Origin of the sequence: Pseudomonas sp. NFPP25 (assembly GCF_900116505.1) — a bacterium.
Lineage (GTDB): Bacteria > Pseudomonadota > Gammaproteobacteria > Pseudomonadales > Pseudomonadaceae > Aquipseudomonas > Aquipseudomonas protegens.
The window spans coordinates 850,890-875,409 of sequence record NZ_FPBG01000003.1; the positions used below are offsets into that span (position 1 = coordinate 850,890).

At 64.0% G+C, this 24,520-nt stretch carries 18 protein-coding genes and 2 pseudogenes; 14 read left to right on the forward strand and 6 right to left on the reverse strand.

What is annotated here, in order from left to right:
* The first annotated feature begins 57 nt into the window (after positions 1-57).
* The 3 genes from BM382_RS16000 to BM382_RS16010 are packed head-to-tail and all read left to right on the forward strand — an operon-like array spanning position 58 to position 2,425.
* A complete protein-coding gene (locus BM382_RS16000; RefSeq protein WP_015634555.1) occupies positions 58-810 on the forward strand; it encodes a 5-oxoprolinase subunit PxpA in 753 nt (250 codons plus the stop codon).
* Positions 807-1,511 carry a 5-oxoprolinase subunit PxpB gene (gene pxpB, locus BM382_RS16005; RefSeq protein WP_053156828.1) on the forward strand — a complete coding sequence of 235 codons (705 nt, stop codon included), beginning with the start codon at positions 807-809 and terminating at the stop codon, positions 1,509-1,511. The genes BM382_RS16000 and pxpB overlap by 4 nt, the downstream gene beginning before the upstream one ends.
* On the forward strand, positions 1,508-2,425 hold the full coding sequence (locus BM382_RS16010; protein ID WP_072443283.1) for a 5-oxoprolinase subunit C family protein: 918 nt from the start codon (positions 1,508-1,510) through the stop codon (positions 2,423-2,425). The genes pxpB and BM382_RS16010 overlap by 4 nt, the downstream gene beginning before the upstream one ends.
* 71 nt (positions 2,426-2,496) lie before the next feature.
* Here BM382_RS16010 and BM382_RS16015 read toward each other — a convergent pair whose 3' ends face one another.
* From BM382_RS16015 to BM382_RS16025, 3 genes are all read right to left on the reverse strand, one after another.
* A complete protein-coding gene (locus tag BM382_RS16015) occupies positions 2,497-3,675 on the reverse strand; it encodes a vWA domain-containing protein (protein WP_072443285.1) in 1,179 nt (392 codons plus the stop codon).
* Between the two features lie 12 nt (positions 3,676-3,687).
* A complete protein-coding gene (locus BM382_RS16020; protein ID WP_011059855.1) occupies positions 3,688-4,533 on the reverse strand; it encodes an AAA family ATPase in 846 nt (281 codons plus the stop codon).
* Positions 4,534-4,676: 143 nt separating this feature from the next.
* Positions 4,677-5,753, reverse strand: a complete 1,077-nt coding sequence (locus tag BM382_RS16025; RefSeq protein WP_072443287.1) for a DUF748 domain-containing protein — start codon at positions 5,751-5,753, stop codon at positions 4,677-4,679.
* A 248-nt stretch (positions 5,754-6,001) separates the two neighbouring features.
* On the opposite strand from BM382_RS16025, the gene cysK reads away from it, so the two are divergent.
* The 4 genes from cysK (at position 6,002) to BM382_RS16045 (ending at position 10,083) form a co-directional block, all read left to right on the forward strand.
* The gene (gene cysK, locus BM382_RS16030) at positions 6,002-6,976 is read left to right on the forward strand and encodes a cysteine synthase A (protein ID WP_011059857.1); all 975 of its coding nucleotides are present in this window, start codon (positions 6,002-6,004) and stop codon (positions 6,974-6,976) included.
* A gap of 226 nt (positions 6,977-7,202) precedes the next feature.
* Positions 7,203-8,141 (forward strand): aspartyl/asparaginyl beta-hydroxylase domain-containing protein, encoded by a 939-nt coding sequence (locus BM382_RS16035; RefSeq protein ID WP_011059858.1) that lies wholly within the window; start codon positions 7,203-7,205, stop codon positions 8,139-8,141.
* 352 nt (positions 8,142-8,493) lie between these two features.
* Positions 8,494-9,357: a DMT family transporter gene (locus BM382_RS16040; RefSeq protein WP_011059859.1), complete on the forward strand. Its 864-nt coding sequence runs from the start codon at positions 8,494-8,496 to the stop codon at positions 9,355-9,357.
* Positions 9,358-9,705: 348 nt separating this feature from the next.
* Positions 9,706-10,083, forward strand: coding sequence for a hypothetical protein (locus BM382_RS16045; protein ID WP_015634561.1), 378 nt, complete (start codon positions 9,706-9,708; stop codon positions 10,081-10,083).
* Between the two features lie 15 nt (positions 10,084-10,098).
* On the opposite strand, the gene BM382_RS16050 is transcribed toward BM382_RS16045, so the two are convergent.
* Together BM382_RS16050 and BM382_RS16055 are read right to left on the reverse strand one after the other, a co-directional pair.
* Positions 10,099-11,043 carry a LysR family transcriptional regulator gene (locus tag BM382_RS16050; RefSeq protein WP_019093322.1) on the reverse strand — a complete coding sequence of 315 codons (945 nt, stop codon included), beginning with the start codon at positions 11,041-11,043 and terminating at the stop codon, positions 10,099-10,101.
* Positions 11,044-11,193: 150 nt separating this feature from the next.
* Positions 11,194-11,748, reverse strand: a pseudogene (locus BM382_RS16055) (tripartite tricarboxylate transporter permease); the annotation flags it as partial.
* Here BM382_RS16055 and BM382_RS31885 point away from each other — a divergent pair.
* From BM382_RS31885 to BM382_RS16080, 5 genes and pseudogenes are all read left to right on the forward strand, one after another.
* A pseudogene (locus BM382_RS31885) lies at positions 11,741-11,842 on the forward strand (4-hydroxythreonine-4-phosphate dehydrogenase PdxA); the annotation flags it as partial. The pseudogenes BM382_RS16055 and BM382_RS31885 sit on opposite strands and share 8 nt — an antisense overlap.
* A gap of 383 nt (positions 11,843-12,225) precedes the next feature.
* On the forward strand, positions 12,226-13,551 hold the full coding sequence (locus BM382_RS16065) for an MFS transporter (RefSeq protein ID WP_019093324.1): 1,326 nt from the start codon (positions 12,226-12,228) through the stop codon (positions 13,549-13,551).
* Between the two features lie 32 nt (positions 13,552-13,583).
* The gene (locus tag BM382_RS16070; RefSeq protein WP_011059864.1) at positions 13,584-14,759 is read left to right on the forward strand and encodes an L-rhamnonate dehydratase; all 1,176 of its coding nucleotides are present in this window, start codon (positions 13,584-13,586) and stop codon (positions 14,757-14,759) included.
* Positions 14,760-14,811: 52 nt separating this feature from the next.
* Positions 14,812-15,807 carry an AraD1 family protein gene (araD1, locus tag BM382_RS16075; protein ID WP_019093326.1) on the forward strand — a complete coding sequence of 332 codons (996 nt, stop codon included), beginning with the start codon at positions 14,812-14,814 and terminating at the stop codon, positions 15,805-15,807.
* A 41-nt stretch (positions 15,808-15,848) separates the two neighbouring features.
* Positions 15,849-17,429, forward strand: coding sequence for an aldehyde dehydrogenase (NADP(+)) (locus BM382_RS16080; RefSeq protein WP_072443289.1), 1,581 nt, complete (start codon positions 15,849-15,851; stop codon positions 17,427-17,429).
* Positions 17,430-17,475: 46 nt separating this feature from the next.
* Here the strand turns inward: BM382_RS16080 and BM382_RS16085 are convergent, their stop codons facing one another.
* Positions 17,476-18,369 (reverse strand): DMT family transporter, encoded by an 894-nt coding sequence (locus tag BM382_RS16085; RefSeq protein ID WP_015634568.1) that lies wholly within the window; start codon positions 18,367-18,369, stop codon positions 17,476-17,478.
* Positions 18,370-18,617: 248 nt separating this feature from the next.
* Here BM382_RS16085 and aceK point away from each other — a divergent pair, with 248 nt between their 5' ends.
* Positions 18,618-20,339 carry a bifunctional isocitrate dehydrogenase kinase/phosphatase gene (aceK, locus tag BM382_RS16090; protein ID WP_011059868.1) on the forward strand — a complete coding sequence of 574 codons (1,722 nt, stop codon included), beginning with the start codon at positions 18,618-18,620 and terminating at the stop codon, positions 20,337-20,339.
* A gap of 135 nt (positions 20,340-20,474) precedes the next feature.
* Positions 20,475-24,386, forward strand: coding sequence for an ATP-dependent RNA helicase HrpA (gene hrpA / locus BM382_RS16095; protein ID WP_011059869.1), 3,912 nt, complete (start codon positions 20,475-20,477; stop codon positions 24,384-24,386).
* Positions 24,387-24,520: the final 134 nt, after the last annotated feature.

Below are 24,520 nucleotides of genomic sequence, written 5' to 3' on the forward strand. Positions count from 1 at the left end.
GGCATTGCCAGCGCTGCCCCGCAGCGGACCCCTTATAAAAACACAGGAACACTGACCATGAGCCGCCTGTTATTGAATTGCGACATCGGCGAAAGCTTTGGCAACTGGACCCTGGGCCTGGATGCCGAAGTCATGCCCTTTATCGACTGCGCCAACATCGCCTGCGGTTTCCACGCCGGTGACCCGGGCATCATGCGCAAGACCGTAGCCCTGGCCCTGGCCAATGGCGTGCGCATCGGTGCCCATCCGGCGTACCAGGACCTGGCAGGCTTTGGCCGCCGCTCCATGAGCTACTCGCCCGAGGAAATCCAGGACCTGCTGCACTATCAGATCGGTGCGCTGGACGGCATCTGCCGAGCCCAGGGCGGCCGGGTCGAGTACGTCAAACCCCATGGCGCGATGTACAACGACATGATGGCCAAGCCTGCGCAACTGCGGGCGGTGATCCAGGCCGTGGCAGCCTACGACCCGCAACTGCCGCTGATGCTCATGGCCACCCGCGACAACAGCGCGGCCCAGGCCCTGGGCGATGAGTACGGCGTGACCCTGTGGTTCGAAGCCTTTGCCGACCGCGCCTACGACAACGCCGGGCATCTGGTGTCGCGGCAGTTGCCGGGGGCGGTGCACCATGACGCGCAAACCATCCTCCAGCAGGCCCTGACCATCGCCCGCGGCGAGCCCCTGGCCGCCAGCGACGGCAGCGCCTTGCTGCTGCACGCCAACACACTGTGCGTGCATGGCGACAACGCCAGTTCGGTGGCGGCGGTGCAGCGCATTCGCGAGGCCCTGAACCAGCAGTCCGGCCTATGAAGCCACAGGTTGAAGTAGTTGCCATCGACTGCCTGATGGTGCGGCTGTTCGAGGTGATCGCCGAGGACAACATGCCCTGGATGCTGGCCGCCGCCGAAGGGCTGCGGCGGGCCTTCGGCGAGTCTCTGGTCGATCTGGTGCCGTCCTATACCACGCTGATGGTGCATTACGATTTGCTGGCCCTGAGCCCGTCCGAGGCCCGGCAGCGGATCGAGATCGCCTTGGCCGACCTGGCGCCCGGCACCACCCAGGCCGGGCGCGAGCACGTGCTGCCGGTGTGGTACGACCTCAGTGTCGGGCCGGAACTGGTGCTGTTGTCCCGGCGCAGCGGGCTGTCGGTGGCCGAGGTGATCGAGCGTCACAGCCAGCGTGAATATCAAGTGTTTGCCCTGGGCTTCGCTCCCGGGTTTGCCTTCATGGGGCTGGTGGAGGAGGCGCTCGCGGCGCCGCGGCTGAACACCCCGCGCAAGCGGGTGGCGGCGGGCAGTGTGGGGATCGCCGAACGGCAGACCGCGGCTTACCCGGTGGTATCGCCGGGGGGCTGGAACCTGATCGGCCGCACCCCGAGCCGGTTGTTCGATCGCGAGCGCGACGGCTACAGCCTGATGCAACCGGGGGACCGGGTGCGCTTTGCCCCAGTGGAGCGGGCCGAGTTCCTGCGCCTGGGGGGCGATGACACGCCACTGGAGGTGCCGGCATGAGCCGACTGACGATCGAGGCCAGCACCCCGCTGTGCCTGCTGCAGGATGCCGGGCGCTTTGGCGTGCGCCACCTGGGCGTGACCCAGGGCGGGGCGCTGGACTGGGTGTCGATGTCCTGGGCCAACTGGCTGCTGGGCAATGCCCTGGATGCGCCGGTGGTGGAAATTACCCTGGGCGGTTTCACCCTGCAGGCCGAGGACTATTGCCTGCTGGCCCTGGCCGGGGCTGATCTTGGGGCCTATGTGGATGAGCGGCCTTTGACCCCGGGGCGCAGTTTCATCCTGCAAAAGGGCCAGCGACTGCGATTCACCCAGCCATTTTCTGGGGCCCGGGCCTATCTGGCCGCCCCTGGCGGTTTCGACGCGCCCAAGGTGTTGGGCAGTTGCGCCAGTGTGTTGCGTGAAGCCCTGGGTGGCCCCGATGGTTATGGCCGCGCCCTGAGCGAGGGCGGGGTGTTGAGTTATTCGGGAGCTGGCGGTGCGCTCAAGAGCCTGTCGGCGGAGCAACTGCCGGATTGGCAATCCGCTGCACCGCTGGAGGTGATCCTGGGGGCGCAAATCGGCCAGTTCAGCGGTTTGAGCCTGTTCGATGCCTTCAATAGCAGTTGGAGCCTGGACAGCCGGGCCGACCGCATGGGCGCGCGCTTGCTCGGGCCGCCATTGCAGTACCAGGGCCGGCCGATGATTTCCGAGGGCATTCCCCTGGGGGCGATCCAGGTGCCGCCGGACGGCCAGCCGATCATCCTGCTCAATGACCGCCAGACCATTGGCGGCTATCCGCGATTGGGAGCGTTGACGCCGCTATCACTGGCGCGGTTGGCGCAGTGCCTGCCGGGCAGCGAAGTGCGCCTGGCGCCGGTGGTGCAGGAAACGGCGCATCGGCAGCAGGTGGCGTTCCTGCGCCGGTTCGGGTGAGGGGCTGAAAGCTTCGCCGGCAAGCCGGCTCCTACATCGCCCTGTAGGAGCCGGCTTGCTGGCGAACGGGTTTATTTGGACAGGAAGCGCATGCCTTCTTCCAGGCCACGCAGGGTTAGCGGGTACATCTGGTCTTCGATCAACTCGCGAACGATATTGGTTGAAGCGGTGTAGCCCCAGGTGTCCTTGGGATAGGGGTTGATCCAGATGAGCTTCTTGTACTTCTCCATGAAGCGCTGCATCCACACGTAGCCGGCTTCTTCGTTCCAGTGCTCCACGCTGCCGCCGGCCTGGGTGATTTCATAGGGCGCCATGGCGGCATCCCCGACGAAGATCACTTTGTAGTCGGCGCCGTACTTGTGCAGCAGGTCCTGGGTCGAGGTGCGCTCGGAGCCGCGGCGCATGTTGTTCTTCCACACCGATTCATAGATGAAGTTGTGGAAGTAGTAGTACTCCAGGTGCTTGAACTCGGTCTTGCAGGCCGAGAACAGTTCCTCGCAGATCTTCACGTGGGCATCCATGGAACCGCCGATGTCGAACAGCAACAGCAACTTGATGCTGTTGCGCCGTTCCGGGCGCATCTGGATGTTCAGCAGCCCGGCATCCCGGGCGGTGTGGTCGATGGTGTCGTCGATGTTCAGCTCCTCCGCCGCACCCTGGCGCGCGAACTTGCGCAGCCGGCGCAGGGCCACCTTGATGTTGCGGGTGCCCAGTTCCACCGAGTCGTCGAGGTTCTTGTACTCGCGCTGGTCCCAGACTTTCACCGCCTTGCCCTGGCGCTTGCCGGCATCGCCGACGCGGATGCCTTCCGGGTTGAAGCCACCGGAGCCGAACGGGCTGGTGCCGCCGGTGCCGATCCACTTGTTGCCGCCGGCATGGCGTTCCTTCTGTTCTTCCAGGCGTTTCTTGAACTCTTCGATGAGCTTGTCCAGGCCGCCCAGGGACTGGATCTGCGCCCGCTCTTCATCCGTCAGCGAGCGCTCGAACTCCTTGCGCAGCCATTCCTCGGGGATCAGCGCCTGCAGGTGGTCGTCGAGTTTTTCCAGGCCGTTGAAGTAGGCGCCGAAGGCCCGGTCGAACTTGTCGAAATGCCGTTCGTCCTTCACCAGGATCGCCCGGGCGAGGTAGTAGAACTCGTCCATGTCGGCGAAGGTCACGCGCTGCTTGAGCGCGTTGATCAGGTCCAGCAGCTCGCGCACCGACACCGGCACCTTGGCCGCGCGCATTTCATTGAACAGGTTGAGCAGCATGGCATCAGCCTCTTAACGACTACCGCGACGGCTCATGAACGCCAGGCGTTCGAGCAATTGCACATCCTGCTCGTTCTTCACCAGGGCGCCGGCCAGGGGCGGGATGGCCTTGGTCGGATCGCGCTCGCGCAGCACCGCTTCGCCGATGTTGTCGGCCATCAGCAGCTTGAGCCAGTCCACCAGTTCCGAGGTCGAGGGCTTCTTCTTCAGGCCCGGCACTTTGCGCACATCGAAGAACACGTCCAGGGCTTCGCTGACCAGGTCCTTCTTGATGTCCGGGTAGTGCACATCGACGATCTTCTGCAGGGTGGTGCGGTCGGGGAAGGCGATGTAGTGGAAGAAGCAGCGACGCAGGAAGGCGTCCGGCAGCTCTTTCTCGTTGTTGGAGGTAATGATGATGATCGGCCGCTGCTTGGCCTTGATGGTCTCGTCGATCTCGTAGACGTAGAACTCCATCTTGTCGAGTTCCTGCAGCAGGTCGTTGGGGAACTCGATATCGGCCTTGTCGATCTCGTCGATCAGCAGGATCACCCGCTCCTCGGATTCGAAGGCTTCCCACAGCTTGCCCTTCTTCAGGTAGTTGCGAATGTCGTGCACCTTGTCCACGCCCAGTTGCGAATCGCGCAGGCGGCTGACCGCGTCGTACTCGTACAGGCCCTGGTGGGCCTTGGTGGTGGACTTGATGTGCCAGGTGATCAGCTTGGCGCCGAAGGATTCGGCCAGTTGCTCGGCAAGCATGGTCTTGCCGGTGCCGGGTTCGCCCTTGACCAGCAGCGGACGCTCCAGGGTGATGGCGGCATTGACTGCCAGCTTCAGGTCATCGGTGGCGACATATGCGCTGGTGCCTTCGAACTTCATCTGCAATTCCTCGAACGGTGACGGCGAGCTGCCCGGGGCAGGTCGATTGAATGGGGAGTGATGGCGCGACTATAACGCGCTGCCCGGTCGACTGTGAACGTGGACGCCCCATTCAGTCTCTGAATGGAGCGTCACGGGGTGACTCAGTCAGGCGACGGCTTGGGCTGCTCGTAGCGGGCATTGAAGGCCTGGATGAAACCGTTGCGCAAGATCTGCAAAAACGCCTGGAACGCGCTGATATCTTGCTGGTGCACGCTGCCACTGAGCTCGACCCGGGTGGCGAACTGGTTCTTGCGCTGGTTCTTCAGCAGGGTTTCGCTGGCGCCCACCAGGGCCTCCCACACCGAGCGGAAAATGCTCTTGTTGCGGTTCTCCACGTCCTGTTGCCAGTTGAAGACTTCCACGTCCCGCAACAGCGGCTTGATATAGCCGTGCAACTGGCCCTTCTCGGCCTGGGCTTCGATCACCACGTCACCGTGCCCGGCATTGAAGTCGAACTTGCCGTAGGCCGAGGCGAAGTCGTTGAAGCGCTTGAGCTCGATATCCCGGGCCCGCAGGCGGAACTCGAAGTTCTCGAAGTTGCTCAAGGGGTCGAAGGTGGCGGTGCTTTCCATGGGCGCCTGGCCCTGGAGCAGGGCCTTGCCGTCGAAGCGCGCATCGCGCTTGCCCTGGGGGTCCACCACGTTGGTCAGGTTGTAGAAGCTGGCGTTGACCTGGGTCGCGCCGATGTTCACCGGCGGCTTGGAGCTGAAGTTGCGAAAGTGGATCTTGCCGTCATCGATCCGCACTTCGTCGAGGGTGATGGGCAGCAGCTTGCCCAGTTGGGCTCGCCAGTCGGTGCCCTCACCGGTCTGCGATGCCTGCTTGTCGGCCCCGCCGTCGACGAAGTTCAGCTCCGGCTGGATGAACTGCACCTTGGCCACTACCGCGTGGTCGTACCACAGCGAATGCCAGCTCACCGAGAGGTCGATCAGCGGCGCCTTGACGAAGGGCACTGGCACCTTGCCGCTGACCTTGACGATCTCCAGGCCATTGATGCGGTAGGCGCCGCGCCACAGGGCCAGGTCAATGTCGCTGATGCGTCCGCGGTAGTCGCCCATGTCCGCCAGCTTGTCGTTCAAGTAGTCGCGCACCAGGTAGGGCAGGGCGATATGCAGGGCCACCAGCAGCACCACCAGGCTTGCCAGGACCCACAGGGGCCAACGGTAACGAGCTTTCATGATCAGCAGCCTCCAGCCGTATACAGGCATTGACTGCGTCCGTTGGCAGACGTTCGAGTCAATGTTCCCGGGGTGGCCTGGGGCGCAGGTTCGGGGAACGCAGGAGCCGGGCCATGAACTCGGCGTCGCTGATGTGTCTCTTGCATAGGCACGACTGGCCCGGCTGGCCCGGGTGTTGCGCGACTGGACGCTCAAGGGCGCCAGGCATACCCTTGGGGACTTCTTCACTGCTGCATAAGGACCCAGCCATGAGCCGAATTTTTGCTGATAACGCCCATTCCATCGGCAATACGCCCTTGGTGCAGATCAACCGCATCGCCCCGCGCGGGGTGACCATCCTGGCCAAGATCGAAGGACGCAACCCGGGCTATTCGGTGAAGTGCCGGATCGGCGCGAACATGATCTGGGACGCCGAAAGCAGCGGCAAGCTCAAGCCGGGCATGACCATCGTCGAGCCCACGTCGGGCAACACCGGGATCGGCCTGGCCTTCGTCGCCGCCGCCCGTGGCTACAAGCTGATGCTGACCATGCCGGCGTCCATGAGCATCGAGCGGCGCAAGGTGCTCAAGGCCCTGGGCGCCGAGCTGGTGCTCACCGAGCCGGCCAAGGGCATGAAGGGGGCGATCGAAAAGGCGGCGGAAATCGTTGCCAGCGACCCGGCCAGGTACTTCATGCCGCAGCAGTTCGATAACCCGGCCAACCCGGCGATCCACGAAAAGACCACCGGTCCGGAAATCTGGAACGATACCGACGGCGCGGTGGACGTGCTGGTGGCCGGGGTTGGCACAGGGGGCACCATCAGCGGTGTGTCGCGCTACATCAAGAAGACCCAGGGCAAGCCGATTCTCTCGGTGGCGGTGGAGCCGGCGACTTCTCCGGTGATCACCCAGAAACTCGCCGGTGAAGAGATCAAGCCCAGCCCCCACAAGATCCAGGGCATCGGCGCCGGTTTCGTGCCCAGGAACCTGGACCTGGCGATGGTCGACCGGGTGGAGCTGGTGACCGATGAAGAGTCCAAGGCCATGGCCCTGCGGCTGATGCAGGAAGAGGGCATCCTCTGCGGCATCTCCTGCGGCGCGGCGATGGCGGTGGCGGTACGCCTGGCGGAAACCCCGGAAATGCAGGGCAAGACCATCGTGGTGATCCTGCCGGACTCCGGTGAGCGCTACCTGTCGAGCATGCTTTTCAGCGACCTGTTCACCGAGCAGGAAAACCAGCAGTAAGCACGGATCAGGCATTCGCCCGCAGGAGCCGGCTTGCCGGCGAATGCTGACCCATATCAGGCCAGGGCCTGGCTGCTTATGCTACTTAACGCCTTTGTTGCATAACCGTTAACGCTGAATGTTGGGTTGTGCGGGTTTTTCCAGGGCCCAGGAGTGTTTATCATTGCCGGCTGCCAGGTCGGGTGAACGCTCCCCCTACAGGTGCCTATTTCCAAGGAGTCGTTGCATGAGCTTTTCCTTTACCGCCAAGGTCGCGGTGTTGTCGCTGTTCGTCGGCAGCATTCTCTACGTGCACCTGCGCGGCAAGGCGCGTCTGCCGGTACTGCGCCAGTTCGTCAACCATTCGGCGCTGTTCGCCCCCTATAACGCCCTGATGTACCTGTTCTCCGGGGTGCCTTCCAAGCCGTACCTGGACCGCAGCAAGTTTCCCGAGCTGGACATCCTGCGGGACAACTGGGAAGTGATCCGCGAAGAGGCCATGCACCTGTTCGACGAGGGTTACATCCGCGCCGCCGAGAAGAACAACGATGCCGGTTTCGGTTCCTTCTTCAAGAAGGGCTGGAAGCGCTTCTACCTCAAGTGGTACGACAAGCCGCTGCCCTCGGCCGAGGCCCTGTGCCCGAAGACCGTCGAGCTGGTGAGCGCGATTCCCAACGTCAAGGGCGCGATGTTCGCGCTGTTGCCCGGTGGCAGCCACCTCAACCCGCACCGCGACCCCTTCGCCGGTTCCCTGCGTTATCACCTGGGCCTGTCGACCCCCAACTCCGATGCCTGCCGGATCTTCGTCGATGGCCAGGAGTACGCCTGGCGCGACGGTGAAGACGTGATGTTCGACGAGACCTACGTGCATTGGGTGAAGAACGAAACCGAGATCACCCGGGTGATCCTGTTCTGCGACATCGAGCGTCCGCTGAGCAGCCGCCTGATGACCCGCATCAACCGTTGGGTCAGCGCCCAACTGGGCCGCGCCACCGCGCCGCAGAACCTGGATGACGAGCGTGTCGGCGGGATCAACCAGGCCTACGCCTGGAGCAAGCGCTTCAGCGACAGCTTCAGTGGCGTGGTCAAGCAGTGGAAGCGCCGCCATCCCAAGCTGTACCGCATCCTGCGCCCGGTGCTGGCAGTGGTGGTGCTGGTAGTCCTGTGGAAGTGGCTGTTCGGATAAATCTTGCAATGAATATCGGGCGCTGGTTATATTCGGCGTCCGATGAGTCCAGCGACTCAGGTTTTTCCTCTCTCGAGAACCATCAGTACATGGCCTTTTCCCTTCTCAACGCGGTAGTGGTTTCAGCGGTCAACGCTGGCGTCGTGCCGTGCGGGAATCAGCAGCCTGTGCAGATCGGTCATTACCCCCCACCTGTCAGTAGCACGCCGGTGTACGCAGTCGTATCACCGCCGGGCGTTGGCTTCTCGGGCTGATCAGCAACCGCTGCTGTTCCCTGCGCCCGCCTGAAAAAAACACTACTGAACTTCAGCCTCGGCTGAATTGGCTTCTTGCCTGATTACAGGTGGTTTTCATGTTGCTCATTTCAAAAAAGTCCGCGCTCGCGGCCGCTTCCACGACCCTGTTCGTCCTGCTCTGGAGCAGTGGCGCCATCTTCTCCAAATGGGGCCTGGCCCACGCTTCACCCTTTGCCTTCCTGCTGCTGCGCTTCGTCATTGCCCTGATCGGCCTGATGCTGCTGGCGCCCCTGCTCAAGCTCAGGTTGCCCCGTGGGCGCCGGGCCATGGGCTTTGCCGTGGCCACCGGCCTGGTGCTGCTGGGGGCCTACCAGATCTTCTACATCCTGGCCCTGGACCTGAAGGTGACCCCCGGGGTCATGGCCACCATCATGGGGGTGCAGCCGATCCTCACGGTGGTGCTGATGGAGCGCCAGCGCTCCTGGAGCCGGCTGTTTGGCCTGAGCCTGGGGCTTGCCGGGCTGGTGATGGTGGTCTACCAGAGCATCGGCCTGGCGGGGATGTCCATCACCGGCATGCTGTGCGGGCTGCTGGCCCTGGTCAGCATGACCGCCGGTTCGATCATGCAGAAACGCATCACCGACAATCCCCTGGGCACGCTGCCGGTGCAGTACCTGGCAGGGCTGCTGCTGTGCGCGCTGTTCGTGCCGTTCCAGCCGTTTCACTTCGAGCACAGTGCAGGTTTCGTGATTCCACTGCTGTGGATGGGGCTGGTGGTGTCGGTGCTGGCCACGCTGTTGCTGTATCGGCTGATTGCCCAGGGCAACCTGGTGAATGTCACCAGCCTGTTCTACCTGGTGCCTGCGGTGACCGCGCTGATGGACTACCTGTTCTTCGGCAACCGCCTGGGGCTGCTGAGCCTGGTGGGCATGGGCCTGATCATCGTCGGGCTGGTGTTCGTGTTCCGCAAGCAGCCTTGACCGCCCTGGGCGGCGTGAGCTCTGCGCGCCGTCGCTGACGACACCGGCCGGGTGCAATGCCCGGTCGGTTGTTTTCCCTATTTATGGCATGAAGGGTCGACTTTTATGTCGAATGGTGGCCATATGGCATCATTGTCGAAAAGGTACTCGCCAACTGCATTGGGACAGGGCTTCAGCGCCGCGTGAGGCAGCTCGAAGAGTCGCCTGAGCAACGCTTGCAGGTGATTTTGATAACCAGTTGATTGGACTTCTTTTCTAATGCTTCCAAACAGTCCATCAGACTTTTCTCAAAAGCTAAAGCCCGTACCTAGACTGACGATACAGTCCTTACACACAAGGAGAGTCAGGATGAACGTAGCGCTTGCTTCCACTGCTTTGAGTCTGTTCCTTGGGCTATCGGGCAGTTGCCTTGCCGCCACTCCCTCAGGGCAAGGCATCATCCGTTTTTACGGCAAGATCGTAGAGTCCAACTGCACCTCCAATGCTGCCAGCGATGGGCTGAACTTGCGGCAGTGCCCTCAGGGCTCGCGTGGGGGATCCATTGACGTTCGGCGGGTCGGCCCGCTGGCCAGCGCCAGCGGCCCGGGAAACTCCGTAGTCAAGGTCAAGCTCCTGGCCGACAGCGGGCGCGAGGGGCGCTATTACGACCAGCACTATGCCGTTATCGACCAGGCAGGCAAGGCCGTGACCTCGGGCGCCTACCTGATCACCCTGAACGTTCCCTGAGCCCCTTGGCGGGATTCAGTCTCGGCTCAGCCCGTGTTCCTTGCGAACCGAGTTCATGAAGGCCTGCATCGCCGATGACTGGATGCGGTGCCGCCGGGTGATCAACCCGAAGGGCGGCAAGCGCGCCTCGAACTGGATCGGCAGCACCGCCAACAGGTGACGCCCGGGATAGTCTTCGACTACCGAAACCGGTGTAACACCAATCATGTCGGTCTGCTGCACCAGAGACAGCAAGGTCATGATCGAGGTGGTCTCGACGATGCTGCTGGGGATATCGACCCGGGCGTTGTGAAACACCTGGTTGATGATCGAGCGCATGGGGCTGGGATGCTGTTGCAAGACCCAGGTCTCGTTCTGCAATTGTGCCCAGCTCAGGTGCGTGGCTTGCGCCAGTGGATTCTGCACCCCGGCGATCACGCACAGGGCCTCTTCACCCAGGCTGTCGAAGAGCAGTTCCTCGGCCCGTGCGCCGCCGGGAATCCTGCCCAGGACGATGTCCAGTTGATCCTGAAGCAAGGCCTGTACCAGCACGTCGCTGGTGTCGACCTGGATGCTCATGGACAACCGTGGATGGCTTTGCTTGAGAGTGGCGATGGTCCGCGTCAGCAGTCCCGAGGCCAGGGCCGGAATGGCTCCGACGGCGACCCGCCCGAGGTTGCCGGATTCCAGTGCCACCAGTTCCTCACGCATGCCGCTGAGCTCGGCGAAGACCATCTGTGCGTAGTAGATCACTGTCTCGCCGAAGGGCGTGGGACGCATGCCCCGAGGCAGGCGTTCGAACAGCTCCACACCCAGCAGGTCCTCCGCTTCGTGGAGCATCTTGGTGGCTGCTGGTTGGGTCATGCCAATGTTGTCCGCTGCGCGGCGTAGCGAGCCGAACTCCTGCAAGGCCAGCATCAGCCGCAGTTGTCGCAGGCGCAGGCGGCTGTGGATCACATTGGCATCAGGAATCTTGGTCATGGGCCGGGCTCGCAGTAAAAGGCAGCGGCAAGCCTGACAATAAATGCCAGGCCTTGCCAGGGGCTACGTCAAGGGTAGGGGCTCATTGGGCCAGGGGATGTTCGTTCAGCTTTCTGCACGGCGCTGAAGCAGCCGCTGCAGGTCGGCAGACAGCAGCGGCCAGAACAGCATCAGCACCACGTCGAAGAAGGCGTTGTGCACCGAGTAGGCACCAATGGCGCAGACCATGATGATCGGTGCAATGATCGAGAACGGAATTCGCAGGATCGAGGCGAACAGCGGCACGGTGACCAGCACCACGATCAGGCTGACCACGTTGCCCAGGTACATACTGGCGATGAGCCCCCAGACGAAATCGTGCTGCTCGACAAACAGTGTCGGCCCCGGGTGCAGCCCCCAGATCATCAGGCTGCCAAGCATTACCGCAGCGGTGGCAGAGCCGGGAATGCCCAGGGTCAGCATCGGCAGCAGGGCGCTGGTGCCGGCAGCCTGGTCGGCGGTTTCCGGGGCGATCACGCCTTCGATTTCGCCCTTGCCGAAGTTCTCTCGGTGCTTGGAGAAGGGCCGCGCCAGGCTGTAGCTCATGAACGAGGCCGCAGTCGGGCCACCGGGCGTGATGCCCATCCAGCAGCCCACCAGAGTGCTGCGCAGCAGGGTCAGCCAATAGCGCGCCAAGCGCGCCCAGGTACATAGGATGATCATCGGCCCGGCGGTGAAGGCCGCCCAGGCTCTGGGCATCGCCACCGACGGGCCTTACCCGGGCGACACCATCTTCCTCAAGGTTCAGGGCGACGCCAGGCCTTCGAGATCGCTTGCCGCATGGGCGCCCACCGCCACTGATCGGAGCATTTCCTGGTTCCCGCATTCCCATGCCTTGGCATGGGAATGCTTTCTGGCATCCGCCGTTTGCTAGAGCGCCTTGGCCGGCATGGCTGCAGGCGTCGGCTTGCCCGCGAAAGGAACGAGATATCTCCGATAACCCTAAAAGGCAATAAAAGCCCTCCGGCGATCACCTGTGGTTATCGTTGGATGCCCATAAGTGATTAGCCGCTGCTGTCGGCGCTGGCTAAAGTCGCCTCATCGATTGAGCGGCTGCCAGCCACTCGCTCAGCGATCGAACAACTACAAAAAGCCCGCCTTGTCCCTTGCGCAAGGCCTGACCGGCACTCAAGGAACCTCCACATGACCCGTCCAGATTCTGCGCTGGCGCTCGCCAGCGCCATCTCCAAAAGCCGGCTGCGTCTGCTGCCCTTCCTGATCCTGATGTACATCCTGGCCTTTATCGACCGTTCCAACGTCGGCTTCGCCAAGGCGGCGCTGCAAGCCGACACCGGCCTCGGCGATGCAGCCTTCGCTTTTGGCGCGAGCATTTTCTTCATTGGCTACGCCTTCTTCGAAGTGCCCAGCAACTACATGCTGCATCGCCTCGGTGCGCGGGTCTGGTTGTGCCGGATCATGGTCACCTGGGGTCTGGTGTCGGCGGCGATGATGTTCGCTCACAACGCCCAGACGTTTTATGTGCTGCGTTTTCTTCTGGGCGTGGCCGAGGCCGGCTTCTTCCCGGGGATCATTCTCTACCTCACCTACTGGTTTCCGGCCCAGAGCCGGGGCCAGGCCCTGGGGCTGTTCTACTTCGGCCTACCCCTGGCGCTGGTCCTCGGCAGCCCGCTGTCGGGCTGGTTGCTGGAATTCCATGGGGTGTTCGGCCTGACCAACTGGCAATGGCTGTTCGTGGTCGAGGGCCTGATGGCGTCGGTGGTCGGCATCGCCGCCTACTTCTACCTGGTGGATCGTCCCGGCGATGCGCGCTGGTTGAGCGTCGAGCAGAAGCAGGCGCTGCATGACGCCCTGGCCGCAGAGGACGCAAGGAAAAAGGACAGCAGCCCCCACGGCTTCCTCAGTGCCCTGCGCAATCCCCGGGTCCTGCAATTCTGCCTGGCCTACTTCACCATCCAGATGAGCGTCTACGGCGTGGTGTTCTACCTGCCGACACGCATCGCCGGGCTGCTGGACGGCCACGTGGGCCTCAGCGTCGGGCTGATCACCGCGATTCCGTGGATCTGTGCCCTGCTGGTGACCCGCCTGGTGACCCGCTATGCCGACCGCAGTGGTCAGCATCAGCGCCTGGCGGTGGTGATGCTGACCATGGCCGCCCTGGGCATCGCTGCTTCCGCGCTGGGTAGCAGCATGGTCCCGGTGGTCCTGGCCTTCTGTTTCGCCGCCGCCGGCTTCGTCGCGGTGCAGCCGCTGTTCTGGACCATCCCCACCGGCTATCTCAGCGGTGCCGCGGCGGCCGGCGGCATCGCCCTGATCAACTCCATCGGCAACCTCGGCGGCTTTGTCGCGCCGAACCTCAAGACCCTGATGGAAACCCAGTTTGCCGATCCACGTGCGGGGATGTTCGCCCTGGCTCTGGTAGGCATCCTCGGCGCCATCCTGTTATCACGCCTGAATACTCGGCACACCCCGACAGCTCCCAAACAGCTCACACCGTCCCAGGTCGGCTGATCACTACCCACGCCTTGCAAGGAAACCCCCTGATGAAAATCACCGCGATCCGTACCCGTGTATTCGAATGGAAAGGCAAAGTCGTGCCACCTCAGGCGCACTTCTGCACCAATGCCACGGACATCCTCTTCGAGCGTGGCGATGCCATGGGCTCGTTCCGTTTCCACGGCTGGCTGGTGGTGGAAGTGGAAACCGACAACGGCCTGGTGGGCATCGGCAATTGCGCCCTGGCGCCGCGGGTGGCCAAGGAAGTCATCGACACCTATCTGGCTCCGATCGCCATCGGTGAGGACCCTTTCGACAACGAATACATCTGGCAGAAAATGTACCGTCAGAGTCACGCGTGGGGGCGCAAGGGCATCGGCATGGCGGCCATCTCGGCGATCGACATCGCCCTCTGGGACATCATGGGCAAAGCGGTGAACAAGCCGGTGTTCAAGCTCCTCGGCGGGCGCACCAAGGACAAGATCTGGACCTACGCCTCCAAGCTCTACGCCAATGACAATCTCGACCTGTTCCTCGAAGAGGCCCAGGGCTACCTCAACCAGGGTTTCACTGCGCTGAAGATGCGCTTCGGCTACGGTCCCAAGGACGGCCCGGCCGGCATGCGCCGCAACATCGAGCAGGTACGCGCTCTGCGCGAACTGGCCGGCCCGGATGTGGACATCATGCTCGAGTGCTATATGGGCTGGACCCTGGAATACGCCCGGCGCATGTTGCCCAAGCTGGCGGAGTTCGAGCCGCGCTGGTTGGAGGAGCCGGTGATCGCCGACGACCTTGAAGGCTACGTCGAACTGAAGAAGATGGGCATCATGCCGATCTCCGGCGGTGAGCACGAGTTCACCTCCTATGGCTTCAAGGACTTGCTGGAACGCCGCGCCGTCGACGTGATCCAGTACGACACCAACCGCGTCGGCGGCATCACCGCCGCGCGCAAGATCAACGCCATGGCCGAAGCCTGGTCGGTGCCTGTGATTCCCCATGCCGGGCAGATGCACAACTACCACTTGACCCTGTCCACCACGGCCTCGCCGATGGCCGAGTTCTTCCCGGTGTTCGACGTCGAGGTCGGCAACGAACTCTTCTACTACGTGTTCAAGGGCGAGCCGCAGCCAGTCAAGGGCTACATCCAGCTCGATGACCACAAGCCGGGCCTGGGCCTGGAAATCTGCGAAGACTACCTGAGCGAATTCAACATCATCGAATAAGCCTCGGGCGCCGCTTGCGGGCGGCGCCGTACACACCTATGGGAGAGCGAACATGCGCTTGATTCAATTTGCCAGCAGCACCGGCCAGCGTCAGGTCGGAGTGATCGAAGAGCAGCAAGTGCGAGTATTGCGCAACACCTCCAGCACCCGTGAACTGGCTCTGGCGGCGATCCGCAACCAGCGCAGCCTGCAGCAGGAAGCGCAGCTGCGCGGCAGTGATCCGGGACCGGACTATGCACAGCTGTTGCAGCAGGCCCGGGTGCTGCCGCCCCTGGACCATGAGGACCCGGCCCATTGCCTGATCAGCGGCACCGGCCTGACCCACCTGGGCAGTGCCTCGGCCCGGGACAAGATGCACCAGCATGACGGCGAGGTCGAAGCGGGCATGACCGACACCATGCGCATCTTCAAATGGGGCCTGGAAGGCGGCAAGCCCGAGGCCGGGCAAGTGGGGGCCCAGCCGGAATGGTTCTACAAGGGCGACGGCAGCATTGTCGTGCGTCCCGGCGGCGATTTTCCGCTGCCGCCGTTTGCCGAGGATGGGGGGGAGGAACCGGAGCTCACCGGCCTTTATGTGATCGGTGACGATGGACTGCCGTACCGCGTCGGTTATGCCCTGGGCAACGAGTTCTCCGACCATGTGATGGAGCGGCGCAACTACCTGTACCTGGCCCACTCGAAGCTGCGCTACTGCGCCTACGGCCCGGAATTGCGGGTCGGCGAACTGCCCCGGCACCTGGTGGGCCGCAGCCGCATTATCCGCAACGCTGAAGTGCTCTGGGAAAGGGAGTTTCTCAGCGGTGAGGACAACATGTGCCATAGCCTGGCCAACCTCGAATACCACCACTTCAAGTACGTGCAGTTCCTGCGTCCCGGCGACGTCCATGTGCACTACTTCGGCACCGCCACCCTGTCCTTTGCCGACGGTGTACGCACGCGCCCCGGCGACCGCTTCCAGATCAGCCTCGAAGCCTTCGGCGCGCCCCTGGAAAACACCATCGGTGCAAGCGTCCAGCCCTTGGCCATCGGCCAGGTACGGGCCCTGTAAATCTTCAACCACCGGCCTCTGGCGCCGGTCAAGGAATTCTCATGACTCGCTTGTCTGGACATAACTACATTGGTGGCGCCCGCAGCGCTCTGGGCGAGGTGCAGTTGCACAGCCTGGATGCCAGCAGTGGCCAAGCCCTGCCGGGAAGCTTCTTTCAGGCGACCGCGGCGGAAGTGGATGCCGCGGCCCGGGCCGCGGCGCTGGCCTACCCGCTGTACCGCAACCTCAGCGCCGAGCGGCGTGCGCAGTTTCTCGATGCCATTGCCGATGAACTGGACGGCCTCGGGGATGATTTCATCGCCACTGTCTGCCGGGAAACTGCCTTGCCCGCCGGGCGCATTCAGGGCGAGCGAGGGCGTACCAGCGGCCAGTTGCGTTTGTTCGCCAGGGTCCTGCGTCGGGGCGACTTCTATGTTGCACGCATCGATCGCGCCTTGCCCCAGCGCCAGCCGCTGCCGCGCCCGGACCTGCGCCAGTACCACATCGGCCTGGGCCCGGTGGCGGTGTTTGGTGCCAGCAACTTCCCCCTGGCGTTCTCCACCGCCGGTGGCGACACCGCTGCGGCCCTGGCCGCCGGTTGCCCGGTGGTGTTCAAGGCCCACAGCGGGCACATGGCGACCGCCGAGTGGGTGGCGGACGCGATCATCCGCGCGGCGCAGCGCAGCGGGATGCCCGCCGGAGTGTTCAACATGATCTACGGAGCCGGGGTCGGGGAGTGGCTGGTCAAGCACCCGGCGATCCAGGCGGTGGGCTTTACCGGCTCCCTCAAGGGTGGCAATGCCTTGTGCCAGATGGCCGCGACCCGGCCGCAGCCGATCCCGGTGTTCGCCGAGATGTCGAGCATCAACCCGGTGATCCTGCTGCCGGAGGCTCTCAGGGTCCGGGGTTCGCAGATCGCCGCCGAACTGGCGGGTTCGGTGACCTTGGGTGCGGGTCAGTTCTGTACCAATCCTGGCCTGATCATCGGCCTGCGCTCGCCGCAGTTCAGCGCCTTTCTCCAGCAGTTCAGCACGCAGATGGACCAGCAGGCGCCGCAGACCATGCTCAACAGCGGCACGCTGGTCAGCTATTGCCAGGGGCTTGCAGCCTTGCACCAGCATCCACGTCTGCGGCACCTGGCGGGGCGGCCACAGCAGGGCGCCCAGGCACAGGCTCAGCTATTTCAGGCCGATGTCAGCCTGTTGCTGGAGGGCGATGAACTGCTTCAGGAGGAAGTCTTCGGCCCGGCCAGCATCGTCATCGAAGTGGCGGATCAGCGTGAACTGGCGGCGGCCTTGCAGGGGCTGCGTGGGCAACTGACCGCGACCTTGATCGGCGAGGAACAGGAACTGCTGGAGCATCGCTGGCTCAGTGAGGTCTTGCAGGAAAAGGTCGGCCGGCTATTGCTCAATGGCTATCCGACCGGGGTCGAAGTCTGCGATGCGATGGTTCACGGCGGGCCTTATCCGGCAACGTCGGATGCCCGTGGCACCTCGGTGGGCAGCCTGGCGATCGCGCGCTTCCTGCGCCCGGTATGTTTCCAGAACTACCCGGACGCGCTGCTGCCTGAAGCCCTGCGCAATGCCAACCCGCTGGGTATACGACGCCTGGTGGACGGAGAAATGAGCAACGCCGCGCTTTGACCCTGGGCGGCCGCAACAGGCCTTGAGCAGATGCCGGCAGCCTGTTTCAGGCTGCGGCCTTTGCCGCCGGCCTGAGCACCAGCCACAGCGCGGCGGCAATCAGCGCGCCGCCATACAGGTGGGCCATGGACAGCGGCTCGTCCAGCAGCAACGCGCCCCACAGTACGCCGAATGGCGGGATCATGAAGGTCACGGTCATCGAACGCACCGGGCCGATGGCGCTGAGCAGGCGGAAATACAGCACGTAGGCAAACGCGGTGCAGCCCAGCCCCAGCCCCAAAAGCGATAGCCATACGCTCCAGCCACCCCAGCTGGGGGGCGGCTGGCTGATGGCGTTGTAGGCGAACAGCGGCAACAGCAGCAGGGTCGCTCCCAGCATGCTGCCCAGGGCCGACAGGCGGCTGTCCAGGCCGCCGGCCTGGTCCAGCCAGCGTCGGGCGAGGAACCCGGCGAAGCCGTAGCAGGTGGTGGCCATCAAGCAGGACAGGGCGCCCAGCAGCAGGTCTCGGTCGAAGGCCACGGGGCCGGCGCGAGTCAGGATGCCGACGCCGAGCAGGCCCAGGCAGACCCCGGCGAATTTGCTCGGGGTCAGGCGTTCATGGAAAAACAGGCCGCCGATCAGCACCCCCATCAACGGCGTGGTGGCATTGAAGATCGCCGAGTAGCCGGCGGGCAGCACCTGGGCCGCCACCGAGTACATCGTCGCGGGTATCCCGGAGTTGATCACCCCGAGCAGCAGCACGGTCTTGAGCTTGCCGCGGAAGTTCCAGTCGACCCGCATCAACGCCAGCATCACCAGCAGCCCGAGCGCGGCGATGGACACCCGGAAGAAGGCCGTGGGCACGCTGCCCAGCACCGGGGCGATGATGCGCATGAACAAGAAGCTCGCGCCCCAGATGGCGGCCAGCGACAGCAGGCGCAGCAGATCGACAGGTTTCACAGGAGGTTCCTTGGGTTCGGGGCGAGGGATCTTGCCCAGCGTGGCCGGGCATGGCAAACCTTATTGGCGCACGGGGCGAAGAAAACCCGCACCCCGATTGTTGCGTTCAATCCTGCGTTGCAGAGGCCTGGAGACAGAGCGACCGCCGGGTCATTTTTCGGCGTACATCCCATCACAAAAATACGCTTCTCTTCACCTCGTTTCACTGGCTAAGCTCTGGCATCGTAAATTCCCGCAGAGGTCTCTTTATGTCGCAGTCATGGCCCGCCGCCGATATCGCTCGAATGATCCTCGATGGCTTCGACGACTACCGCGAGCACTTTCGCCAGATCACCGACGGTGCCCGGCAACGCTTCGAGCAGGCGCAGTGGCAGCAAGCGCAAAAGGCCTCGGCAGCGCGGATCAACCTGTATGAAGAGAAGGTGGGCGAGACCGTGGCCCGCCTGCACCAGGCCTTCAGCACCGAGTCGCTGATGGATGTCAGCCAGTGGCCACTGGTGAAAAGCGCCTACATCAGCCTGATCGACCTGCGCTTTGACGATGAGCTGTCCGAGACCTGGTACAACTCGATCTTCTGCGGCCTGTTCAGCCACGACCTGATCAGCGACGGCTGCATGTTCATCCACACCACCCGACCCAGCCTGCGCCGGGCCCGGGCCGCGCAGACCCGCAGCTACAAGCCCCAGGGCGAACTGGCGACGATGCTCGAACAGGTATTCGCCGACTACCGCTTCAGCGAGGACTACGCCGACCTGCCGGGGGACCTGCGGCGCCTGGAGGCGCAATTGCGGGAGAACCTGCCGGACTGGGTGTGCAAGGACCCCGAACTGACCCTGGAACTGTTTTCCTCGGTGCTCTACCGCAACAAGGGCGCCTACCTGGTGGGGCGTATCTTCACCCATGAAGAACAGTGGCCGCTGGTGATCCCGCTGCTGCACCGCGAAGGCCGGGGGATCCAGATCGACGCGCTGATCACCGACGAGGCGGACGTCTCGATCATCTTTTCCTTCACCCGTTCCTACTTCATGGTGGACGTGCCGGTGCCGGCGGAATTCATCGGCTTCCTCAAGCGCATCCTGCCGGGCAAGCACATCGCCGAGCTGTACACCTCCATCGGTTTCTACAAGCACGGCAAGTCGGAGTTCTACCGGGCCCTGATCAACCACCTGGCTAGCACCGACGATCGCTTCATCATGGCTCCCGGGGTGCGCGGCATGGTCATGAGCGTGTTCACCCTGCCGGGCTTCAACACCGTGTTCAAGATCATCAAGGACCGCTTCTCGCCGTCGAAGAACGTCGACCGGGCCACGGTGATCGAGAAATACCGGCTGGTGAAAAGCGTGGATCGGGTGGGCCGCATGGCCGATACCCAGGAGTTCGCCGACTTCCGCTTCCCCCTGAGCAAGTTCGACCCGGCGTGCCTTGAGGAACTGCTGGAAGTGGCGCCCTCCACGGTGGCGGTGGAAGGCCAGACGGTACTGATCCGCCACTGCTGGACCGAGCGGCGCATGACCCCGCTCAACCTCTACCTGGAGCATGCCAACGAAGCCCAGGTGCGCGAGGCCCTGGAGGACTACGGCCTGGCGATCAAGCAGCTGGCGGCGGCCAACATCTTCCCCGGCGACATGCTGCTGAAGAACTTCGGCGTCACCCGCCATGGCCGGGTGGTGTTCTATGACTACGACGAAATCTGCTTCCTCACCGAAGCCAACTTCCGCCACATTCCGGCCCCCCGTACCCCGGAAGATGAAATGGCTTCCGAGCCCTGGTACTCCATCGGCCCCCACGACGTGTTTCCCGAGGAGTTCCCGCCGTTCCTGTTCGCCGATGCCGGCCAGCGCAAGCTGTTCGACCAGCTGCACGGCGAGCTGTACAACGCCGATTACTGGAAGGGCCTGCAGGAGGCCATCCGCGCCGGCAAGGTGATCGATGTCTTCCCTTACCGGCGCCAAGGCCTGGAAGACGAATAAATAGACGTGCAGGAGCCGGTTTGCCGGCGAGGGCGCCCTCACTGGCCCCTTCGCCGACAAGCCGGCTCCTACTTATTGCATGGACTTTTCTGCGACAATCGCGCCCTGCCTAAATAGACGACCCTTGCGTACCTGATGACTGACGAATCGCCTGCAATCGACCAACTGCTGAAAAACCTCGATCAAGCCATGCTCGGCGACCGTCACCGGTTGCGCCGGCAGTTGCTCGAACTGCGCAAGAAGCCCGACGAGGCCAAGCTCGCCCAGTGGCTGGAGCGCATGCAGGCTTCCTGCAACCTGGTGACGGCGCGGCGCCAGAGCGTGCCGCAGATCCGCTATGACGACAGCCTGCCGATTGCCGCCAAGCGCGACGAGATCAAGGAGGCGCTGCTCAAGCATCAGGTGCTGATCATTGCCGGCGAGACCGGCTCGGGCAAGACCACCCAGTTGCCGAAGATCTGCCTGGAAATCGGTCGTGGCCAGCATGGCCTGATCGGCCATACCCAGCCCCGGCGGATTGCCGCCCGCAGCGTGGCCAGCCGAGTCGCCGAAGAGCTGGCCACGCCCCTGGGCTCGCTGGTGGGCTACCAGGTGCGCTTCGAGGACCAGAGCGATTCCAGCACCCTGATCAAGCTGATGACCGACGGCATCCTGCTGGCGGAAACCCAGAACGATCGCTACCTGGAACGCTACGACACGATCATCGTCGACGAGGCCCACGAGCGCAGCCTGAACATCGACTTCCTCCTCGGCTACCTCAAGACCCTGCTGCCGCGGCGCCCGGACCTGAAGGTCATCATCACCTCGGCGACCATCGACCTTGAGCGCTTCTCCAAGCACTTCGATAACGCGCCGATCGTCGAGGTGTCCGGCCGCACCTTCCCGGTGGAAACCTGGTATCGCCCGTTGACCCTGGAACAGGACGAGGAGGGCAACCGGGTCGAGGACGACCTCACGGTGGACCAGGCGATCCTCGCCACCCTGGATGAAATCGCCGCCCATGAACGCAGTGAAAGGCGCAGCCCCGGGGATGTGCTGGTGTTCCTGCCCGGCGAGCGGGAGATCCGCGACGCCGCGGAGATGCTGCGCAAGGCCCAGCTCAAGCACACCGAGATCCTGCCGCTGTACGCGCGCCTGTCGCCGGCGGAACAGCAGCGCATCTTCCAGTCCCACCCGGGCCGCCGCGTGGTGCTGGCCACCAACGTCGCCGAAACCTCGCTGACCGTGCCGGGCATCCGCTACGTGATCGACAGCGGCACTGCGCGCATCAGCCGCTACAGCTACCGGGCCAAGGTCCAGCGCCTGCCCATCGAGGCGATTTCCCAGGCCAGCGCCAACCAGCGCAAGGGCCGTTGCGGCCGGGTCGAACCGGGGATCTGCGTACGCCTGTACAGCGAGGAAGATTTCCTCGGCCGGCCGGAATTCACCGACCCGGAGATCCTGCGTACCAACCTGGCGGCGGTGATCTTGCAGATGCTGCACCTGCGCCTGGGGGAAATCACTGCCTTCCCGTTTATCGAGCCGCCGGATGGCAAGGCCATCAGCGACGGTTTCAACCTGCTGCAGGAACTCTCGGCAGTCGACCGCAACAGCCAGCTGACACCACTGGGCCGGCAACTGGCGCGCCTGCCGGTGGATCCGCGCATGGGCCGCATGCTGCTGGAAGCGGCCAAGCTCGGCAGCCTCCAGGAAGTGCTGATCGTCGCCAGCGCCATGTCGATCCAGGACCCCCGCGAGCGTCCGCCGGAGCGCCAGCAGGCCGCCGACCAGGCCCACGCCCAGTGGAAGGACGTGGATTCGGACTTCGCCGGGCTGGTCAACCTGTGGCGCGGCTTCGAAGAACAGCGCCAGGCCCTCACCGCCAGCCCGCTGCGCAACTGGTGCCGCAAGAATTTCCTGAACTACCTGCGCCTGCGCGAGTGGCGTGATTCGCACCGGCAATTGAGCCTGATCTGCCGCGACCTGCAACTGAGCCTGAACAAGGAGCCGGCGGACTACCCGAAACTGCACAAGGCGGTGCTGGTAGGCCTGCTCAGCCAGATCGGCCAGAAGACCGAAGACGGCGACTACCTGGGGGCCCGCCAGCGGCGCTTCTGGATCCACCCGTCCTCGGGCCTGGGCAAGAAGCGCCCGCAATGGCTGATGACCGCCGAGCTGGTGGAAACCACCAAGCTCTATGCGCGCATGGTGGCCAAGATCGAGCCGGACTGGATCGAGCCCCTGGCCGGCCATCTGGTGAAGAAGAACCACTTCGAGCCCCATTGGGAGAAGAAGCGCGGCCAGGTAGTGGCCTACGAGCAGATCACCCTGTTCGGCCTGATCGTGGTCGGCCGCCGGCCAGTGCATTACGGCCCGGTGGACCCGGTGGTATCCCGCGAGCTGTTCATCCGCGAGGCCCTGGTGCGTGGCGAAATCCAGTCCAAGGCCAAGTGCCTGAGCGCCAACACCCAGTTGCTGGAACAGCTCGATGCGCTGGAGGCCAAGGCCCGGCGCCGCGACATCCTGGCCGACGAGGAAACCCTGTTCGCCTTCTACGACGCACGCCTGCCAGCGGAGATCCACCAGACCGCGACCTTCGACAGCTGGTACCGGGTGCACAGCCAGAAGAACCCGCAGTTGTTGATCATGCGCGAGGAAGACGTGCTGGCTCGCGAGGCCAGCGAGGTCACCGCCAAGCAGTACCCGGACACCCTGCATATCGGCGACCTGGAACTGGCCCTGAGTTACCACTTCGAACCCAACCATCCCCGGGACGGCGTAACCCTGCGGGTGCCGGCGCCGCTACTGCCGGCACTGCCCGCCGAACGCCTGGAATGGCTGGTGCCGGGGCTGATCGAGGCCAAGTGCATCGCCCTGGTGCGCAACCTGCCCAAGGCCCTGCGCAAGAACTTCGTGCCGGTGCCGGACTTCGTCAAGGCCGCCCTGCAGCGCATGGTCTTCGCCGAGGGCTCCTTGCCCCAGGCCCTGGGCCGCGAGCTGCTGCGCATGACCGGTGCCCGGGTCAGCGACGAGGCCTGGAGCGAAGCCGAACAACAGGTGGAAAGCCACCTGCGGATGAACCTGGAAATCGTCGACGCCCAGGGCAAGTTCCTCGGCGAAGGCCGCGACCTGGCCGAACTGACCGCGCGTTTCGCCGAAGCCAGCCAGGCTGCCCTGGCGGTGCCGCAGACTGCCAAGAGCCAGCAACCGGTGCAAGCCAAGGTATTTGCCGCGGTGGCGGAAAAGACCCAGCAGAAGATCGCCGGGCTGTCGATGACGGTGTACCCGGCCCTGGTGGAGGAGGCGGGTACGGTCAAGGAAGGGCGCTTCTCCACCGCTGCCGAAGCCGAGTTCCAGCATCGCCGGGCCTTGCAGCGCCTGCTGTTGCAGCAACTGGCCGAGCCGGCCAAGTTCCTGCGGGGCAAGTTGCCGGGCCTTACCGAGCTGGGCCTGCTGTACCGCGAACTGGGCCGGGTCGATGCGCTGGTGGAGGACATTCTCCTGGCCAGCCTCGACAGTTGCATTCTTGAAGGCGAGGCCGTGCTGCCTCGGGATGGCGCGGGCCTGGCCTCCCTGGCCGAGCGCAAGCGTGGTGCCTGGACCGAGCACGCCGAGCGCCTGGCACGCCTGACCCTGGAGATCCTCAAGCTCTGGCACGGCCTGCAAAAGCGCTTCAAGGGCAAGATCGACCTGGCCCAGGCCGTGGCCCTCAACGACATCAAGGCCCAGCTGGCGAACCTGGTGTACCCGGGCTTTGTCCGGGAAACCCCGGCCCTGTGGCTCAAGGAGCTGCCGCGTTACCTCAAGGCCGTGGAACTGCGCTTCGAGAAACTCGGCAGCCAGGTGCAGAAGGACCGGGTCTGGAGCAGCGAGCTCACGGGCCTGTGGAGCCAGTACCAGACCCGGGCCCAGAAGCATGCCCAGGAAGGCAAGCGCGACCCGCAGTTGGAGCTGTACCGCTGGTGGCTGGAGGAGTACCGGGTGTCCCTGTTCGCCCAGCAGTTGGGGACCAAGGTGCCGATTTCCGACAAGCGCCTGAGCAAGCAGTGGAGCCTGGTCGACGCCTGATCTAAAGCCCTTCGCAGGCGCTGGCGTGCCAGCGAAAGCGCCGCCAGGGGCGGCACAGGGTTGACTCCGTCGATCTTGCAGTTGCGGCGAAATGGCGGAGGTTATGGCAAACTCCGCCGTCATAAATGCCGGCC

Bases quoted from the DNA above. Each gene is read 5' to 3' on its own strand.
- BM382_RS16000 (WP_015634555.1), top strand. From the start codon at position 58: ATGAGCCGCCTGTTATTGAATTGCGACATCGGCGAAAGCTTTGGCAAC.
- pxpB (WP_053156828.1), top strand. From the start codon at position 807: ATGAAGCCACAGGTTGAAGTAGTTGCCATCGACTGCCTGATGGTGCGG.
- BM382_RS16010 (WP_072443283.1), top strand. From the start codon at position 1,508: ATGAGCCGACTGACGATCGAGGCCAGCACCCCGCTGTGCCTGCTGCAG.
- BM382_RS16015 (WP_072443285.1), bottom strand. From the start codon at position 3,675: ATGCTGCTCAACCTGTTCAATGAAATGCGCGCGGCCAAGGTGCCGGTG.
- BM382_RS16020 (WP_011059855.1), bottom strand. From the start codon at position 4,533: ATGAAGTTCGAAGGCACCAGCGCATATGTCGCCACCGATGACCTGAAG.
- BM382_RS16025 (WP_072443287.1), bottom strand. From the start codon at position 5,753: ATGAAAGCTCGTTACCGTTGGCCCCTGTGGGTCCTGGCAAGCCTGGTG.
- cysK (WP_011059857.1), top strand. From the start codon at position 6,002: ATGAGCCGAATTTTTGCTGATAACGCCCATTCCATCGGCAATACGCCC.
- BM382_RS16035 (WP_011059858.1), top strand. From the start codon at position 7,203: ATGAGCTTTTCCTTTACCGCCAAGGTCGCGGTGTTGTCGCTGTTCGTC.
- BM382_RS16040 (WP_011059859.1), top strand. From the start codon at position 8,494: ATGTTGCTCATTTCAAAAAAGTCCGCGCTCGCGGCCGCTTCCACGACC.
- BM382_RS16045 (WP_015634561.1), top strand. From the start codon at position 9,706: ATGAACGTAGCGCTTGCTTCCACTGCTTTGAGTCTGTTCCTTGGGCTA.
- BM382_RS16050 (WP_019093322.1), bottom strand. From the start codon at position 11,043: ATGACCAAGATTCCTGATGCCAATGTGATCCACAGCCGCCTGCGCCTG.
- BM382_RS16065 (WP_019093324.1), top strand. From the start codon at position 12,226: ATGACCCGTCCAGATTCTGCGCTGGCGCTCGCCAGCGCCATCTCCAAA.
- BM382_RS16070 (WP_011059864.1), top strand. From the start codon at position 13,584: ATGAAAATCACCGCGATCCGTACCCGTGTATTCGAATGGAAAGGCAAA.
- araD1 (WP_019093326.1), top strand. From the start codon at position 14,812: ATGCGCTTGATTCAATTTGCCAGCAGCACCGGCCAGCGTCAGGTCGGA.
- BM382_RS16080 (WP_072443289.1), top strand. From the start codon at position 15,849: ATGACTCGCTTGTCTGGACATAACTACATTGGTGGCGCCCGCAGCGCT.
- aceK (WP_011059868.1), top strand. From the start codon at position 18,618: ATGTCGCAGTCATGGCCCGCCGCCGATATCGCTCGAATGATCCTCGAT.
- hrpA (WP_011059869.1), top strand. From the start codon at position 20,475: ATGACTGACGAATCGCCTGCAATCGACCAACTGCTGAAAAACCTCGAT.